We start from the raw sequence: 14,819 nt of genomic DNA, 5'->3' as shown, positions 1-14,819 counted from the left end.
GCAGTATCAGCCGTTCGCCAAACGACACCATCGACACCAAGTAAATTCAACCCGTTCCATGTTTCGAATTGATTCTGTTGATACCAATGTTTAGCCATCTTTTTAAAAGATTGTTCAACGGCCTCGGTTCCCAAACGCTGTCGCGCCTGAACCATAGCGCTTGGCGCTACCAGCGGTGCTTTACCGGGTAATGCAATATCCATTTTAGTGGCAATGTTCCACACTGATTCTTGCCTAAAAAGACTCATGCCCATGACACACCACATGACCGACTCAAGTGGTAAGCGACGCTTTCTAACGGTTGCCACACCTGCTTCAACAAAAGCCTCATCGATAATTGAAGGGTCTAAGAAAGTTGAGAGCTTTTCGAATGAGTGAAACTGGGTACTGGCATTGAAAGCAGTATCTAACGCTGTTTTGATATCCATAAAAAAATCCGATGGCGAGTGCTCATCGGATTTTTACATCTATAAAAGATCGGTCAACCGATCGCTAAAATATTTCTTAACTGATCGGCATTAGTCGAATGACTCCTTTTTAATAGTAATTTGAGCAGCTCTAATCTTGAGGGCTAAATTGGTTAAAAGAATAAGCTTTTGAAGGTTCTTCTGCTGCTATAACAATGCCCTCTCTCTCATTAATTGAGTTTTGATATTCAAAGGGAAATACGCCATAAGCGAGAAGACCTTTGTACTCGAAATCGTTATAACAAACTTCTGCTTTAACCGTGATATTGAAGATAGCGTCTACTCCGTTGATAGATTCGACAGCGCCTGAATATAGGCAGCCATTAGTATCTGAGCCGCTGATTATTCCATCAACGTCGATAGCGAATGAGCGAGTGTAAGCGCCATCTGCCCGAGAGGCTGAATAATTGCCCGCAATGTCGCTTAGGGAAACATCGGCTTTAGATTCCACTTTAGCGACAGAATACTCCAATGTTCTACCTGATACAGTTGCAGAACCATCAAGTGAGCTCCCTACCGCCGTTGCCTGCATCGAACCATAACGCGTCATTGCCGCTCCTGGATACAACATGGTGTCATTTGAGGAAAAAAGATTTTCATTCGCAGAGCCATGTGCAATTAGTGTGTCATGGGACGCTTCTGAAAACATGAACGCTTTTCCTTCGGGGGAAACAGCTAAAACTACGTTGTCTTGCCCGCCCTCTAATGTTGTCGCTTGCCCAAACCATACGCCGAGCACCGAATCCGGTTGTACGACATCTTCATTATCATTTGAACTGCCGCCACCGCACCCCGTTAGAAATAACGCGCAAGCTATGACACAGATTCCAGAGGTGGATTTAAGAGTTGATAGGTTTCTTGATTTTGTATTCTTGAAATAAGAAGTGAGAGATGATTTCACCTTAACTTTCCTTGTAATCTATTTTCCTTTTTCAAAAACTATCATGATTGATTATAAAATAATAGGACTTCATTGTACCTCACGAATGTTCAACAATTATGATTTGCCTCGAAAGCACTTATCAAATTAGCTATCATAGCCCGCAAATAATATAAAAAATCCACGGAGAACACATGTCTCGATTGAATACTATCGCCAGAAACTTAGCGTTTGGTGCATTAGTGAGTGCTTGCAGTTTTGGCGTTTTTGCAAACAGCTCACCCATTACTGACGAGCAAAAGAAAAATGCCGAAGCCTTAATTCAAAAAGCGCTAAAAAGTGATTTGGGTTACAACATTGTCGAGTCGCTCACTACGGAAATTGGTCCACGTTTAGGCGGGTCTGAAGCAGAGAAGCGCGCTAGAGATTGGGGCGTTGTCGTCGGAAAACGTCTCGGTTTCGACAAGGTCAGTGTAGAAGAATTCACTATGCCGTTTTGGGATAGAGGCCATCTGCACATTTCACTCACTGCGCCTTATACCCAACCGCTATACGGCACAGCCCTTGGTGGCGCAGCGCCTTCAGAAAGCGAGATCAATGCAGAAATCGTTTATTTCAGAGATATTCACGCACTAACCGCCGTTAAAGATGGTGCACTAAAAGGAAAGATTGCCTTTGTGGATGGCGACGCTATGGTTAAAAGCCAAACGGGTGCAGGCTACAGCCAAGCGAATCAACGACGACGTATTGGATGGCAACACGCCCAACGCGGGGGTGCTGAAGCATTAGTTGTTCGCTCCGTAGGCTCTGATTCTCATCGCTTCCCACACTCGGGCATGATGAGTGCAGACGGTGATAACTGGGCAGACATCCCGGTGGTGGCTATTTCAAACCCCGATGCAGACCATTTACGACGCTTACACAAATTAGGTAAGCCACTTTCACTTTCGCTCCACTCTGAATCAAAATGGAAAGGCGAAGTGAATAGCGGCAACGTTATTCTAGATTTAGTGGGCAGTGAAAAACCTGAAGAAATTGTGCTTATTGGCGGCCACCTAGACAGCTGGGATTTAGGTACCGGTGCTGTCGATGACGGCGCTGGCATTGCCATTACCACTGCAGCTGCCGCATTAATTGCTTCTTTACCAGAACGCCCTAAACGCACCATTCGCGTTGTTATGTTCGGCGCTGAAGAAGTAGGTTTGTTAGGCGCGTTTGCTTACGCTAATAAGCATGAGAAAAACCTTAGTAACCACGTTCTGGCGACAGAATCTGACTTTGGCGCACAAACTATTTGGCAGCTCGTGTCAAACGTGAACCCGGAAGCTACTGTGTTGGTTGATGAAATCGCAAAGATTTTATCACCACTAGGAATAGTACGCGGCGGTTCAGACATCGCTGGCGGCGGCCCTGACATTATTCCGCTAGCAGCGAAAGGGGTACCTACAATTAGGCTTAACCAAAACGGCAGAGATTATTTTGATCTACACCACACACCTGACGACACGCTAGATAAAATTAATCCTGACGAATTAGCGCAGAATATTGCTGCCTATGCAGCAAGCATTTATTTGCTAGCAGACTCAGATGTTGATTTGAAAGCAAAACAGTAATCACACGCCATCTTTTATAGGCATAGGTCGGTACACATCTTGTTCCGGCTTATGCTCTACTTCCAATGCCCTTTACTCATAACACGATAAATCTCTCGAGATTTATACTTTGCATTATTCATCACCTTCAAACACTAAAATTTTAAAAGCTAAGAAAGTAACGCTTTTGAATAAGCACTGATCTGATTTTTAAGACTAACCGCTTCGAAGTAATGTGCTGCTTCCAGCTATTACTGCTGGTCTTTCACTTGCTTTGATTTGCAGCGTTTGAATTACAACTCTTGAACCAGAGTTTGAGTTACTGCGCTTGAATAAGCTTAGCAACAAATAGCTTTACTTCTTGCCTCGATGACAGCTGAACATGCTGATAAGTATTCGCACGTTTAAAGGCAACAGAGGTTTTGTTGATGGAGATATTTGAAATTAACGCACTTGGAATAGCGCAGTTAAAGGTAGAGATAGAATTTTGAAATTGCATATTAAATACTTCTTGATTGATATTGTTTGTTTTGAATTCCTCGCAGGTTGGGTAAAGAAATCTAAATCAAAAATTAGGCTCTTTCTAACAACTTAACGTTTTAAAAAAGAGCCCATCTTTAAAGGGTAACTTCAGATGAATGAAGTCCCCTTAGATAAGTATACTAGTCTTATCGAACTACTACGTTAGCAGCTTGAGGACCTTTTTGGCCTTGTTCAACTTCGAAGCTAACCGCCTGGCCTTCAGCAAGCGTTTTAAAGCCGTCAGAAGCAATTGAACGGAAGTGTACGAATACGTCTTTACCGCCAGCTTCAGGAGTAATAAAACCGAAACCTTTTTCTTCGTTGAACCACTTAACTGTACCGTTTACAGAATTAGACATAATAACAACCTTTTAAAAAATTGATGTAATGGTGGAAACCACCGAATAGCCGTAGACATAACTAAGCTAGTAAAGCAGTTGTATATCTATCTAGCACTTCAATTAGAAGGTATAAAGAAAGGTACAGCGCAGTATTAGGTAAAGCATAAAACATATCTAGAGCGAGCGAGAAGGTACAGGTTATTCGCGAAGATGTCCAATATTTTTTAGATTATTTTTTAGTCATACCTTTTTTCACACATTCCTTGTGTGTTTTGAATACGTATGTTTATTCAAGGTGCTTAAAAGCTGCGCTAACCTTACTTTTTTGTTTTAGATTCAGATTATGACAGACATGTACGCATTAGCAGGTAAAACAGCCATTGTTACTGGCGGCGGTAAGGGGTTAGGTAAAACCATTACACAGTATCTACTGGAAGAAGGTATGAATGTGGCCATTTGCGGCCGTACCGAAAGCACAATTGTAGAAACCGTTAAACAGTTTGAGGCTACTTTTCCAGGCAAAATTTACGGCCAAGTTTGCAATGTTGCAAGCAGCTCGGATGTCGCTGATTTTGTTGCTAACGCAAAACGCACGTTTGGCGATCTCCACGTGCTTATCAATAACAGTGGCTTTGGGAAAGAAACGCTTATTTGGGAAACCAGCGAAGAAGACTGGGACGAGGTAATGAATACCAATGTGAAAGGTACTTACCTGATGTGTAAGCAGGTCGTGCCTCACATGATAAGCAACCAAGAGGGTTATATCATTAACATCGCTTCGCAGGCAGCGCTAAATGGTTACGCCAATGCGGGTGTATACTGCGCATCTAAATTTGCCATGGTTGGCCTAGGAAAAGCGCTACAAGAAGAAGTGCGCCCTTATGGTATCCATGTTCACTCCCTAAATCCTGCGCTTATCCAATCGCAAAAAACAGAAACAGAAGATGTAGACAATGGCCTGATCCAAAACGAAGACTTAGGACAATTGGTGATATACCTGTTGAGTCAACCTCGCAGGCTCAAAATTGATAATATCGGTCTGTGGGGCTTTTAAAACGCTCAAGTAAAATTATAAAACTGTCTTAAAGCGTTAACATTCTTCTATTAACCTAGGTGCGTGTTGTTTCTTACTTTATAACTAGTAAATAGTAGGCAAAAGCTTAAGGCCTACTCGTTAATAAGTACAACACGCGCTTACAGTGCAGTATGCCATTAGCTAATGCTGGTGGTAGGAATAGGAGTTCAATATGCGAATGCTTCACACCATGCTTCGAGTCGAAAACTTAGAGGCATCTCTTCACTTTTACACCTCACTAATGGGCATGCGCCTTCTTCGCCAGTCTGAAAACAAAGAATACGAATACACGCTAGCTTTCGTAGGATATGGCGATGAAACCGAAAGTACCGTCTTAGAACTTACTTATAACTGGGGCAATAATACCTACGACAAAGGTAACGCGTATGGTCATATCGCCATTGAAGTAGATGATATCTATCAGTTTTGTGAAAACTTGGAAGCAAACGGCGCGGATGTGTATCGTAAACCAGGGCCAGTAAAAGGCGGCTCGACAGTTATTGCTTTTGTTCGCGACCCCGACGGTTATGCTATAGAGCTCATTCAGAATAAAGCCATTTCGCTATGATCAATATTCAGAGCAAAAGCTTGAGATGCAGCCTAATTTGTCAAAGCGCTTCGAACGCTTAAATAGCTAAGCTATCACTTTAAAAAAGTGCGGCATAGATCAGAAGCCGATATAAAACACATGGAGTGACACAACATGCTACGTAACCGCTTATTCTTTTCGCAAACGTATAAGTGCGAAAACCTAGTTCGAACGGCGTGCAATCTAAAGCCGAAAGCAAAACTGAAGACTATTCTACCCGCGTTGCTCATAGCTTTTAGCGCTGCTGCCACTGCTGCGAACAAAGAAGGTACGCTAGCAAGTGTAGATTTAAAAACAAATGAAAAAGAGCACTTTACCGTTATTGCCCATCGCGGCGCATCGGGTTATTTGCCTGAACATACTCTTGAAGCTGCTACTCTCGCCTTTTCCCTGCGTCCAGATTTTATCGAGCAAGATGTAGTCATCACGAAAGACGATGTACCCGTTGTGTTGCATGACATCCATTTAGAAACCGTAACGAACGTGGAGGATGTTTTCCCTGAGCGTCACCGTGATGACGCACGTTACTACGCGCGCGATTTTACCCTTGAAGAATTAAGAACACTGCAAATTCATGAGCGCACCGGCAATGACGGTAAACAGGTATTTGAGAATAGATACCGCGGTAAACTAGCAAGTTTTAAAATCGCTACGTTGGATGAGCACCTAGAATTGATCAGTGAGCTTAATCGCCAGTTCGACGCGCAAGTAGGCGTTTACCCTGAAGTGAAATCCCCCGCTTTTCACGCCAAAGAAGGTATTGATGCTAGCAAAGTCGTAATAGATTCATTGAATTCTTATGGGTTTGGCGGTGACGATGGCAATAGCTATCTTCAATGCTTCGACTTTAAAGAAATTAAGCACATTCGTGAAAACCTTGGCTATAAAGGCAAAGTTGTCATGCTGATTGGTGAAAATGAGTGGGATGAAAGCGATACCGATTACGACTGGGTGCGAACGCAAGAGGGGATGCGCGAGGTTGCGTCTTATGCCAACGGAATAGGTCCGTGGTTGGGCCATGTATTGAATAACGAAGCAATGGCCCAAGGAATGATAGAGGCGGCAGCTTGGCTCAATTATGCCCATCAAAACAAGCTGACAATCCACCCCTACACTTATCGTCACGACGCACTGCCAACGGGTATGACTGGAGAACAAATCTTGGAAGTACTAGATAACGTAGTGCATGCTGACGGTGTTTTCACCGACCATTTAGTACCAGTGTTAACCTGGCGAGAAAAACAAAACTAAACCGCATTCGTCAGATTATTCTTTTCGCGGCTATTAAGTGGGCTTAGGTGCGTTAACTAGCACCTAAGATTTAGAGAGTCGCACCACTACCCGTCTATTTTGCGCGCGGTTTTCTCTTGTATCATTTGGCGCAATGTGACGCTTTTCGCCGTGACCTGTTAGCTGAATTCTATCTTCTGGTACGCCTAACGTAGTCAAATAACTCTTCACTTCGTTAGCACGTCGAATAGACAACTGCTCATTGTTCCAACGACCGCCATAGCTATCGGTGTAGCCATCAAGAAGCACTAGCTCAAGCTCGCTATCCTCTTTTAAATACTCACCTATCATGGTCAAACGCTTTTGCGAATATTTAGTTAGCTCTGTGCTGTTGTTTTGATACGACAAAACCGTGTAAGCGATGTCCTCAAAACTAAAAGGTAGTAAGTTCGAAACGCACTTTACAAAGTCGCGATAAATGCCGGTGAAGTTGCTAGCGTTCAGCGCCACGCTAACTTGATCGTATTTGTTATACCAGTCTTGATAATAAATAGTCGGCCAAAAACCCTTCTCAAGTTCAGACAGCATTGTCCAAGCGGCATCTTGCGGCAGGTCGCCGTTATACTGCTTTCGAATAGACATATCGGCTATAGGCTTGGGCGCTACTCCGGGCATCCATTTCGGTGGCACAGAATAAACCGCGGCCATCTCAAATTTATTGGGCAGTAAATACATATCCAGCTCAAACTCCATATTGAGCTGCTTCGACGCCATGCTGGTGAACATGGCCTCACCGTAACCGGGTAATTCGTGGCTAAGCGTACATTGAAGACGTGTGTCAGAATCGACGCGCCAGTTGGAGCTTTCTATGGTTGCAGAATATTGCCGCATGGCAGCATGAGAAGAGATTGCTACAGAAGAAAACGCCCCCATCATTCCCAATAAAGCGATATGTTTTAATTTCGACACCATTTCGACACCATAACGAAAATCAGACTAACACAGGCAAAGGTTATGCGAGTAGACTTCGCTTCACCGTTTAAACCCGTTTAATTTTGCACACGTAAAAACCTATAGGTTAAAAACTTCATATAGCGACATCTATAAGCTAATTTAAACCTTAATGCTTTATATAGCTATCGTCCAAATTGTAGAAAAGTTTAGCGTTTAATACCATTCGAGTTTAATACTTTTCCTACCATTTTGATTTCTAGTTACTAGTCTCGAAATTGAAACTGGCAACTCGCTAATATCCTTGCGATAATTCGTGCCACGCAATATGTTTCGCAGGTTGGTGTTACATTTACCTCACCAACCAATTCACGTAATCAAGCCTTACAAGAGAGTTTATGTCTGCCAACCCGCCCCTTCTTTCCCAGCGTTTTCGAGGCTACTTTCCCGTTGTTATCGATGTAGAAACCGCCGGATTTAACGCAGGAACCGACGCCTTGTTAGAGTTAGCAGCGGTGACGGTAAAAATGGATGAAAACGGTGTTCTTCATCCAGATCAAACCTTTCACTACCATATCGACCCTTTCGAGGGGGCTAATTTAGAGCCTGCAGCGCTAGAGTTTAACGGTATCGATCCAAATTGCGCACTACGTGGCGCAATTGAAGAAAGCGAAGCCATGAAGGATTTGTGTAAAGGCATCCGCAAAGCTCAGAAAAATGCAGACTGTCAGCGCTCAGTTATAGTTGCCCACAATGCAACCTTCGACCAAGGCTTCGTCAACGCTGCTATTGAGCGCTGCAATATAAAGCGCACGCCGTTCCACCCCTTTGTTTCTTTCGACACAACCAGTCTTGCGGGTTTGGCGCTGGGGCAGACCGTTTTAGTGAAAGCCTGTCGTGCGGCGGGAATTGCTTTTGATCAAAGTGAAGCTCACAGTGCACTTTATGATGCACAGAAAACTACCGAGCTATTTTGCTATATGGTTAATCGCTATAAAGCACTGGGTGGCTGGCCATTAGAGAATGAAGAATAGTCGTAGCACTAAATAAAAAGCTATAAACAAAAACAGCGCCACAAGGCGCTGTTTTTTTAAACCTGTAATAAGGTAGCTTAAAGCTTGTCTGCTTCTTCAGATAGGTACTTAGCAACACCTTCTGGAGACGCATCCATACCCGCTTTACCTTCAGTCCAACCTGCTGGGCAAACTTCGCCATGCTCTTCGTGGAATGCAAGTGCATCAACCATACGCAGCATTTCGTCTACGTTACGGCCAAGTGGAAGGTCGTTAACTACTTGGTGACGTACCATTCCTTCTTCGTCGATTAGGAATGAACCGCGGAACGCAACGCCATCTTCTGGGTGCTCAACATCGTATGCTTGGCAGATGTCGTGCTTAACGTCTGCAACAAGGGTGTACTTAACTGGACCAATACCACCTTGGTTTACTGGCGTATTTCTCCACGCATTGTGTGAGAACTGAGAATCGATTGAAACACCGATTACTTCAACACCGCGCTTCTTGAATTCGTCAAAACGCTTGTCAAAAGCAATTAGCTCAGAAGGGCATACGAAAGTGAAATCTAGCGGGTAGAAAAATACAACCGCCTTCTTGCCTTTAATTGCTTCACTTAGCGTGAAAGTATCAACAATTTCACCACTACCTAGAACAGCTGCTGCAGTAAAGTCAGGTGCTGGACGGCCAACTAATACACTCATGAGTCTCTCCATTTTTATTTGGATTGTAATAATAGAAGCGGTCACATTGCGTAACCACTTTGAAAAGAAATTTCCTGACTCAGAACATAGGTACGAATACTGAAATAACAACATTAAACGCTAAGTTTTTTTACTGCTCCTACCAATGCTAGCCCAACTACAGGCCACATTGTTCAGTCTTTCTTCAATTACCTTACATTAAATTTGTGATTATCCGCTTGCCAAAGTAAAGAATAACAATTATTATCATTTACAGATTCATTTGGAGTACGTTTAATGTTTGTTTGCATGTGCTATGGGGTAACAGATAAAAGCATTCGCGCGGCGGTTGAAGAAAACGGCGTGGGTAATATGCGTGAGTTACGCCAACATTTAGAGCTTGGTTCACAATGCGGTAAGTGCATTAACATGGCTCAGCAAATTATTGACCAAACAATTATCGACGAATCATTATTTAGAGATGTTGGTTAAAGATGTTGAGTAAAAGCGAGAACTAGCCACTCCGCGCTTTTTTCACTTTTACTCTAACTAGCCTAATTTCTAGCCACTTCTGACCAACCAGTAAATATCACATTAGTTTCTAATAATTCTTTTTCATTTTGCCCCAACCGATACTTTGGGCTCCAAATTGTTTAGTTGAAGGTATATTCAACGCCTGCATAATAAAAAGCGCCATTTATGCCACCCGGTGATGTCGGCGGATAAAGCGCGCCCACCTCGCCTTGAAAGGGGTTTTCATCGGGAAGCGTATCAAACAAATTTTGTGCGCCTATCGTTAGTTGAGTCTGTGGCATCAAGTTCCAAGTCACTTGCGCATCGAACGTTGTTAAATCACTCCCAAATATATCCATACCGGCTGACGCATCTAAATGGTCTTCATAAAACTTACCATAGTAATTAAGTCGCCACGTCAGCGCCCACTTTTCGCTTTTTTGCTCCAAAGTGATGCTGCCTCTGTGAGCAGGAAGGTTGTCTTCAAGCATACGAATTCTTGCGGGCGTAAGGTTAGGTAGAAGCTGCATTTCTCCCTCAACCAGCGCAGGATAAAGCGTAACTCGCTCTACCTGGGTGTCTGTCCAGTTATAGGCTAAAAGCAACGAGTTAACCCAATCATCATGGGAAAAGCTGTAGCTAACAACTAAATCTACACCTTGCGTTTTCGTATCAAAGTCGTTAGTAAAATATTTGGCCGCATTGTAGTTTGCCGCATCTGGCCTCCCCTTCTCTATTAGCGCGCTTATATCATCATCAGTAAGCGGAATCGCAGATGTTGTACTAATACGGTCTGATAGGCGAATATTGAAGTAGTCGAGAGTGGCAAAAAAGTTCTCGGTCGCCTGCATCACCACACCTAGGCTAAAGTTTACTGACTCTTCAGGCGTCAGCGGTGTTGCGCCAAGTTGCAGTGAAATAAGGTCTGTTGGTGGTAACGTAGCCTGGTCTTCTAGCCCATTTACTCCGTATGCCGTGGTGACATTGATAACGTTGCTTTGACCCACTGTTGGGGCTTTAAACCCTGTATTTACAGAGCCTCGCAACGCGAAAACATCACTCAACTTATATCGAGTGCTTAATTTACCGTCGAACGTTGAACCAAAGTCGCTGAAATGTTCGACCCGTGTTGCAACACCAAATTGCCACGCGTCTGTAACAAAAAACTCCATGTCGGCGTAAAGCGCCCAATTGCTGCGACTCCAATGGCCTGCCGATTGAGGTTGGTAGCCAGGGAAACCATTGGAGCCAATCGAAAAACCTTGATTTAATCCAAGTGGAGGCTCTAACGCAAATGGCCCAGCCACGTAAGATGCCTCATCTCCCGCCTTTTGAAAATAAGTCTCTTTTCGCCACTCAATGCCCACCGCAATACTTACAGGGTCTTCGAAGAAGGTTTGAATCAGTTTGTTAAAATCTAGATTCAGCGTGCGCTCTACTTGAGACACGCCACCCGGTGAAAACGTTGTAGGTGTTTGCGGCCCCAGCGAAGGATTTACGGTATCAGAAATAGTGTATTCAATGTCACTGTAGCCAACCGTCGCGCTAACATCCATTGCCCACCCTTTCGGTAGTTCCCGTCTTACCCCCATGGCAAGCGATGCGTCGGTAATTATGCCACCGAACCTAGGTGTAAAGCCCCCCGGGAACCATTCATTAAATGCAAAACAGTTCACGCCAAGCGCTGTCGTATTATCTTCAATTAGCTGAAAATTGGGGTCTTGCAGCACATTGTCGCTAGAAAGGGTTATGGAAGGACATGCGATGCCATTTCCTAACCCATCTAAGTCAGCCACAATAAGGCGACTTTGGCCCGTGACGGGGTCAGTACGGCTAAAAACGCCCTCTCGAGTTTGAGGGTTTCTAAAATAAAATCCGCCGTTTATCTCGCGTCTCGCCGCGGTCACAAAGCTATAAAACTTAGACGAAGAAGAAATGTCAGCACCCGCATTTAACGCAAGCTTTATATCTTCATTAACATCTAATGCGCCCCAAACTTGAGACGGTGATGCAATAGATGTATTTCCTTGTTCAATAAGTTCAAGGGCATCTGAACGCTGCACCGACCGTGACGTTCCGTTTTGTTGACGATACTCTGCCGTAGCATTAAGAAAGCCACTTTCCCCTATGGAAAAACCTTTATTAAGCTGAAGTTGCAGTAGTTCGCCATCACCCTCGCTGTAACCACCAACTCTTAAGGCGGCATTGCCACCTTCTCGAGCATCCTTCAAAACAAAATTAATTACGCCAGCAATAGCATCAGATCCATATTGAGCAGACGCACCGTCTCTTAATACTTCAACTTGCTTTAGCGCATAAGCGGGAATCACCGAAATGTCTGGCCCTTGCGCGCCATCTGACAGCCCTCCGCCAAGAAAAGTAATAACCGCAGAGCGGTGTCTGCGTTTTCCGTTAAGCAATAAAAGCGTGTGATCTGAAGACATCCCTCTTAAATTCGCAGGCCTTACCAAACTACTGGCATCATTAATAGGCTGGTCATTCACATTGAGCGAAGGAACCATCACACTTAGCATCGTGAGCACGTCGGTATTGCCTTGAGAGCTAAGCGCATCAGAACCGATGACATCAAGCGGTACGGAAGAATCTACAGCACTACGAGGCGAGTTTCTTGTACCAACAACAGCAATCTTTTCAAGACCATTACCCGCTTCTTCCACTTGTTCTTCGGCCTTTTCAGGCGGTTTCTCTTTTGCCAACAATGACGCGCGAGAGCGAATGCTTAGCGCTCCACTCTCATCAGTGATAACCGCTAACTCTGTTCCTTCAAGAAGCTGCGCCAGCGCTTCATTCAGCGTAAATGTGCCTTCTAACGCATTAGTCTTCACTTTCTTTGCCAAGTCAAAAGGAAACAAAAGCGTGGTATTCGCTTGTTTTGCTAGCTCGGTCAGTGCCTCGTTTGCATTTTGTGCAGGTATGGAAAAGCTGTACGCCCCAGCTGAAGCGGTACTCTCCATTTTAGTGGGTGCTTCATCAAGATTTTGAGCAGAAGCCAAATCAGGCTGAATCAAAAAGAGAAACACGCTTGAAACAATTTGTTTTGGTGAGATAGTCGCGAAGCTTGCTGAGCCTAGCGTACTTTTTTGCGATAGCCATTGCGCCGAACACGCCAAGGCATGCAGCTTTTTTATTGCTTTTTTAGTTTGCCTGCTTAACGCAAAATCGCTGTAGTGCAAGATATAAAGTCGATGTGCTTATTATTTAAATTATATTGTCACATAAAGTAAACCGATGCCATCAAGGAATGAAAGAAGGCATCGGTCTTCTAGAAAGATTTAACTTTTTGCTATTTTAAGTTCAATACTTGTTTCTGTGACTTTCTCGTAGTCGATATTGAAGCTATTTTTTAGTGCGGAAAGAAGCCCTTCTATATCACCCACTTTGAAATAGCCCGCCACTCTTCGTTTGCGTAGGCTTTCATCCGACACATTAAAACGAACGGGCGTGTAACGACCTATCTCGGCCAACACAGCTTCAAGTGGCTCGCCTTTAAAAACAATCATGCCTTGCTGCCACGCTAAGTCATCATCTATGTCGTTTTGGGTCATGCTCTCGCGAGCCTCAACTTTGCCTTGTACGGTGGCCTTCTCGCCTGCAAACATAAGCAAACCTTCTTCTGCCACCGGACGCTTTGTAAAAAGTGACTCGTTAGAAGACGCTTTAAAACGATCTTTCACTAGCACTTTGCCATCGGTAACAACCAGTTCGAACGCATTATCGTCGACATACTGCATATTAAACGCTGTACCTACGGCAGTAACCGTATTGTTGCCAGCAGTAACCGAAAACGGTCTAGATTTGTCATGGGCCACTTCAAAATGAGCCTCCCCCTTTAGCAGCACGATATTTCGCCCTGTTGATGAGAAGTCGACCGTGACTATAGAGTTCGTGTTCAAGTGAAGTTTAGACCCGTCTGCAAGCGTCACATTTTTTTGCTCGCCTACTCCGGTTTGTACTTTTTGACTAACGGCGGCTAGTTCAGGTGGAGTGTTTAACCATGTGCGCTGCACCACTACACCCACGGCGATAGCCATAACCAAGAAAGTTGCGGCAATGCCCCAAACAGCGGTTTTAGGCATACTGCCCTTTTTAGTGCGTTGGCGAGAAGTAGGTTGAGGAAACAAACCACTTAATTCATTAAGCACCGACATGTCATCCCACAAGCTGGCCGCGTCTAACAATGCTTGTCGATGCGCGTTACTTTCAGATAACCAGACATCTAGCGCTACTTTTTCGTCACTATTTAATCCGCGATCGAGACGGCTTATCCATAAGCATGCTTGCTCTTGAATATCTTCTTTACTTGAAAATTGGCGAATATTATTCATGTTAACTACGGCTTATGTCCTGAGTCGCGTTAGCAGTGGCACGGGGTGATGCACTGTCTTTTGACAGCTCGGCTAAATACCTTGAGCACATCATTAAACCTTTGGCGACATGCTTCTCAACCGTGCTTTCGCTCAGCCCCACAAGCTCTGCAATCTCTTTTTGTCGCATGCCATACACTTTTTTAAGCAAAAAAACGCGTTTTACATCGGCAGACAGGGTATCTGTCGCTCGACAAAAATGAATGAAGCGCTCTTTGCTTTCTACGTTTTTTTCCAAACTGTGCCCTACAAGTTCGTAAGGCAAAATATCCATGTCATCCAGCTGCTGTTTGTTTTTATTGTCAGCTTTGGCAACATGATTCAGCGCTAAGTTGCGCGCTGTTTTGAGCATATAAGTACGCTCGTATTGTATTTCTTGTTTTAACTCTGCTTCGTAACTTTTGATAAAAGCTTCTTGCACAATATCTTCAATGTCGTCGGCGCCAACAATAGAACCTACCGCACGCATAAGCTTTGAGCGGTATTTTAAAAAGGTTTCGGCTACTGTCGACTTTCTTGTCATAATAATAAAAGTTGTTTGTTTCGATTCGCTTACAATGGCATCAATAATGCCTGTT

15 protein-coding genes are annotated in these 14,819 nt (G+C 44.0%); 6 read left to right on the top strand and 9 right to left on the bottom strand.

Features of this window, described 5'->3' with window-relative positions; translation table 11 throughout:
* Positions 1–428: transposase domain-containing protein (locus ACHUFN_RS09390; RefSeq protein ID WP_394222090.1), on the bottom strand; the 428-nt coding region annotated here is incomplete at its 3' end.
* 130 nt (positions 429–558) lie between these two features.
* Positions 559–1,368: a hypothetical protein gene (locus tag ACHUFN_RS09385; protein ID WP_394222089.1), complete on the bottom strand. Its 810-nt coding sequence runs from the start codon at positions 1,366–1,368 to the stop codon at positions 559–561.
* A 173-nt stretch (positions 1,369–1,541) separates the two neighbouring features.
* Between ACHUFN_RS09385 and ACHUFN_RS09380 the strand changes: the two genes are divergently transcribed.
* Positions 1,542–2,960, top strand: coding sequence for a M20/M25/M40 family metallo-hydrolase (locus tag ACHUFN_RS09380; protein ID WP_394222088.1), 1,419 nt, complete (start codon positions 1,542–1,544; stop codon positions 2,958–2,960).
* 298 nt (positions 2,961–3,258) lie between these two features.
* Here ACHUFN_RS09380 and ACHUFN_RS09375 read toward each other — a convergent pair whose 3' ends face one another.
* The gene (locus ACHUFN_RS09375) at positions 3,259–3,438 is read right to left on the bottom strand and encodes a hypothetical protein (protein WP_394222087.1); all 180 of its coding nucleotides are present in this window, start codon (positions 3,436–3,438) and stop codon (positions 3,259–3,261) included.
* A gap of 169 nt (positions 3,439–3,607) precedes the next feature.
* Complete coding sequence (gene cspE / locus ACHUFN_RS09370; protein WP_394222086.1) at positions 3,608–3,820, bottom strand: transcription antiterminator/RNA stability regulator CspE; 213 nt, start codon at positions 3,818–3,820, stop codon at positions 3,608–3,610.
* A gap of 325 nt (positions 3,821–4,145) precedes the next feature.
* On the opposite strand from cspE, the gene ACHUFN_RS09365 reads away from it, so the two are divergent.
* The 3 genes from ACHUFN_RS09365 (at position 4,146) to glpQ (ending at position 6,717) form a co-directional block, all read left to right on the top strand.
* Positions 4,146–4,856 carry an SDR family oxidoreductase gene (locus tag ACHUFN_RS09365; RefSeq protein WP_394222085.1) on the top strand — a complete coding sequence of 237 codons (711 nt, stop codon included), beginning with the start codon at positions 4,146–4,148 and terminating at the stop codon, positions 4,854–4,856.
* A 193-nt stretch (positions 4,857–5,049) separates the two neighbouring features.
* Complete coding sequence (gene gloA / locus ACHUFN_RS09360) at positions 5,050–5,445, top strand: lactoylglutathione lyase (protein ID WP_394222084.1); 396 nt, start codon at positions 5,050–5,052, stop codon at positions 5,443–5,445.
* Between the two features lie 135 nt (positions 5,446–5,580).
* The gene (gene glpQ / locus ACHUFN_RS09355; protein WP_394222083.1) at positions 5,581–6,717 is read left to right on the top strand and encodes a glycerophosphodiester phosphodiesterase; all 1,137 of its coding nucleotides are present in this window, start codon (positions 5,581–5,583) and stop codon (positions 6,715–6,717) included.
* Between the two features lie 63 nt (positions 6,718–6,780).
* Here the strand turns inward: glpQ and ACHUFN_RS09350 are convergent, their stop codons facing one another.
* Positions 6,781–7,668, bottom strand: coding sequence for a flagellar protein MotY (locus ACHUFN_RS09350; RefSeq protein WP_394222082.1), 888 nt, complete (start codon positions 7,666–7,668; stop codon positions 6,781–6,783).
* Between the two features lie 377 nt (positions 7,669–8,045).
* Between ACHUFN_RS09350 and rnt the strand changes: the two genes are divergently transcribed.
* Entirely contained in the window at positions 8,046–8,681 is a 636-nt protein-coding gene (gene rnt / locus ACHUFN_RS09345) for a ribonuclease T (protein WP_394222081.1), read from the top strand.
* A 77-nt stretch (positions 8,682–8,758) separates the two neighbouring features.
* Here the strand turns inward: rnt and ACHUFN_RS09340 are convergent, their stop codons facing one another.
* A complete protein-coding gene (locus ACHUFN_RS09340) occupies positions 8,759–9,364 on the bottom strand; it encodes a peroxiredoxin (RefSeq protein ID WP_394222080.1) in 606 nt (201 codons plus the stop codon).
* Between the two features lie 276 nt (positions 9,365–9,640).
* Here ACHUFN_RS09340 and ACHUFN_RS09335 point away from each other — a divergent pair, with 276 nt between their 5' ends.
* Positions 9,641–9,835, top strand: a complete 195-nt coding sequence (locus ACHUFN_RS09335) for a bacterioferritin-associated ferredoxin (RefSeq protein ID WP_394222079.1) — start codon at positions 9,641–9,643, stop codon at positions 9,833–9,835.
* Positions 9,836–9,996: 161 nt separating this feature from the next.
* Here ACHUFN_RS09335 and ACHUFN_RS09330 read toward each other — a convergent pair whose 3' ends face one another.
* The 3 genes from ACHUFN_RS09330 to ACHUFN_RS09320 form a co-directional block, all read right to left on the bottom strand.
* Positions 9,997–12,831: a TonB-dependent receptor domain-containing protein gene (locus tag ACHUFN_RS09330; protein WP_394222106.1), complete on the bottom strand. Its 2,835-nt coding sequence runs from the start codon at positions 12,829–12,831 to the stop codon at positions 9,997–9,999.
* Between the two features lie 318 nt (positions 12,832–13,149).
* Positions 13,150–14,202 (bottom strand): FecR family protein, encoded by a 1,053-nt coding sequence (locus ACHUFN_RS09325; protein ID WP_394222078.1) that lies wholly within the window; start codon positions 14,200–14,202, stop codon positions 13,150–13,152.
* Position 14,203: 1 nt separating this feature from the next.
* Positions 14,204–14,764: an RNA polymerase sigma factor gene (locus ACHUFN_RS09320; protein WP_394222105.1), complete on the bottom strand. Its 561-nt coding sequence runs from the start codon at positions 14,762–14,764 to the stop codon at positions 14,204–14,206.
* Positions 14,765–14,819: the final 55 nt, after the last annotated feature.

Source organism: Alteromonas gracilis, from assembly GCF_043642145.1.
Lineage (GTDB): Bacteria > Pseudomonadota > Gammaproteobacteria > Enterobacterales > Alteromonadaceae > Alteromonas > Alteromonas gracilis_B.
This window is presented reverse-complemented; position numbering and strand designations above follow the sequence as displayed.

Bases quoted from the DNA above. Each gene is read 5' to 3' on its own strand.
- ACHUFN_RS09320 (WP_394222105.1), bottom strand. From the start codon at position 14,764: ATGACAAGAAAGTCGACAGTAGCCGAAACCTTTTTAAAATACCGCTCA.
- gloA (WP_394222084.1), top strand. From the start codon at position 5,050: ATGCGAATGCTTCACACCATGCTTCGAGTCGAAAACTTAGAGGCATCT.
- ACHUFN_RS09335 (WP_394222079.1), top strand. From the start codon at position 9,641: ATGTTTGTTTGCATGTGCTATGGGGTAACAGATAAAAGCATTCGCGCG.
- ACHUFN_RS09330 (WP_394222106.1), bottom strand. From the start codon at position 12,831: ATGGAGAGTACCGCTTCAGCTGGGGCGTACAGCTTTTCCATACCTGCA.
- ACHUFN_RS09375 (WP_394222087.1), bottom strand. From the start codon at position 3,438: ATGCAATTTCAAAATTCTATCTCTACCTTTAACTGCGCTATTCCAAGT.
- cspE (WP_394222086.1), bottom strand. From the start codon at position 3,820: ATGTCTAATTCTGTAAACGGTACAGTTAAGTGGTTCAACGAAGAAAAA.
- glpQ (WP_394222083.1), top strand. From the start codon at position 5,581: ATGCTACGTAACCGCTTATTCTTTTCGCAAACGTATAAGTGCGAAAAC.
- ACHUFN_RS09325 (WP_394222078.1), bottom strand. From the start codon at position 14,202: ATGAATAATATTCGCCAATTTTCAAGTAAAGAAGATATTCAAGAGCAA.
- ACHUFN_RS09340 (WP_394222080.1), bottom strand. From the start codon at position 9,364: ATGAGTGTATTAGTTGGCCGTCCAGCACCTGACTTTACTGCAGCAGCT.
- ACHUFN_RS09350 (WP_394222082.1), bottom strand. From the start codon at position 7,668: ATGGTGTCGAAATTAAAACATATCGCTTTATTGGGAATGATGGGGGCG.
- ACHUFN_RS09380 (WP_394222088.1), top strand. From the start codon at position 1,542: ATGTCTCGATTGAATACTATCGCCAGAAACTTAGCGTTTGGTGCATTA.
- rnt (WP_394222081.1), top strand. From the start codon at position 8,046: ATGTCTGCCAACCCGCCCCTTCTTTCCCAGCGTTTTCGAGGCTACTTT.
- ACHUFN_RS09365 (WP_394222085.1), top strand. From the start codon at position 4,146: ATGACAGACATGTACGCATTAGCAGGTAAAACAGCCATTGTTACTGGC.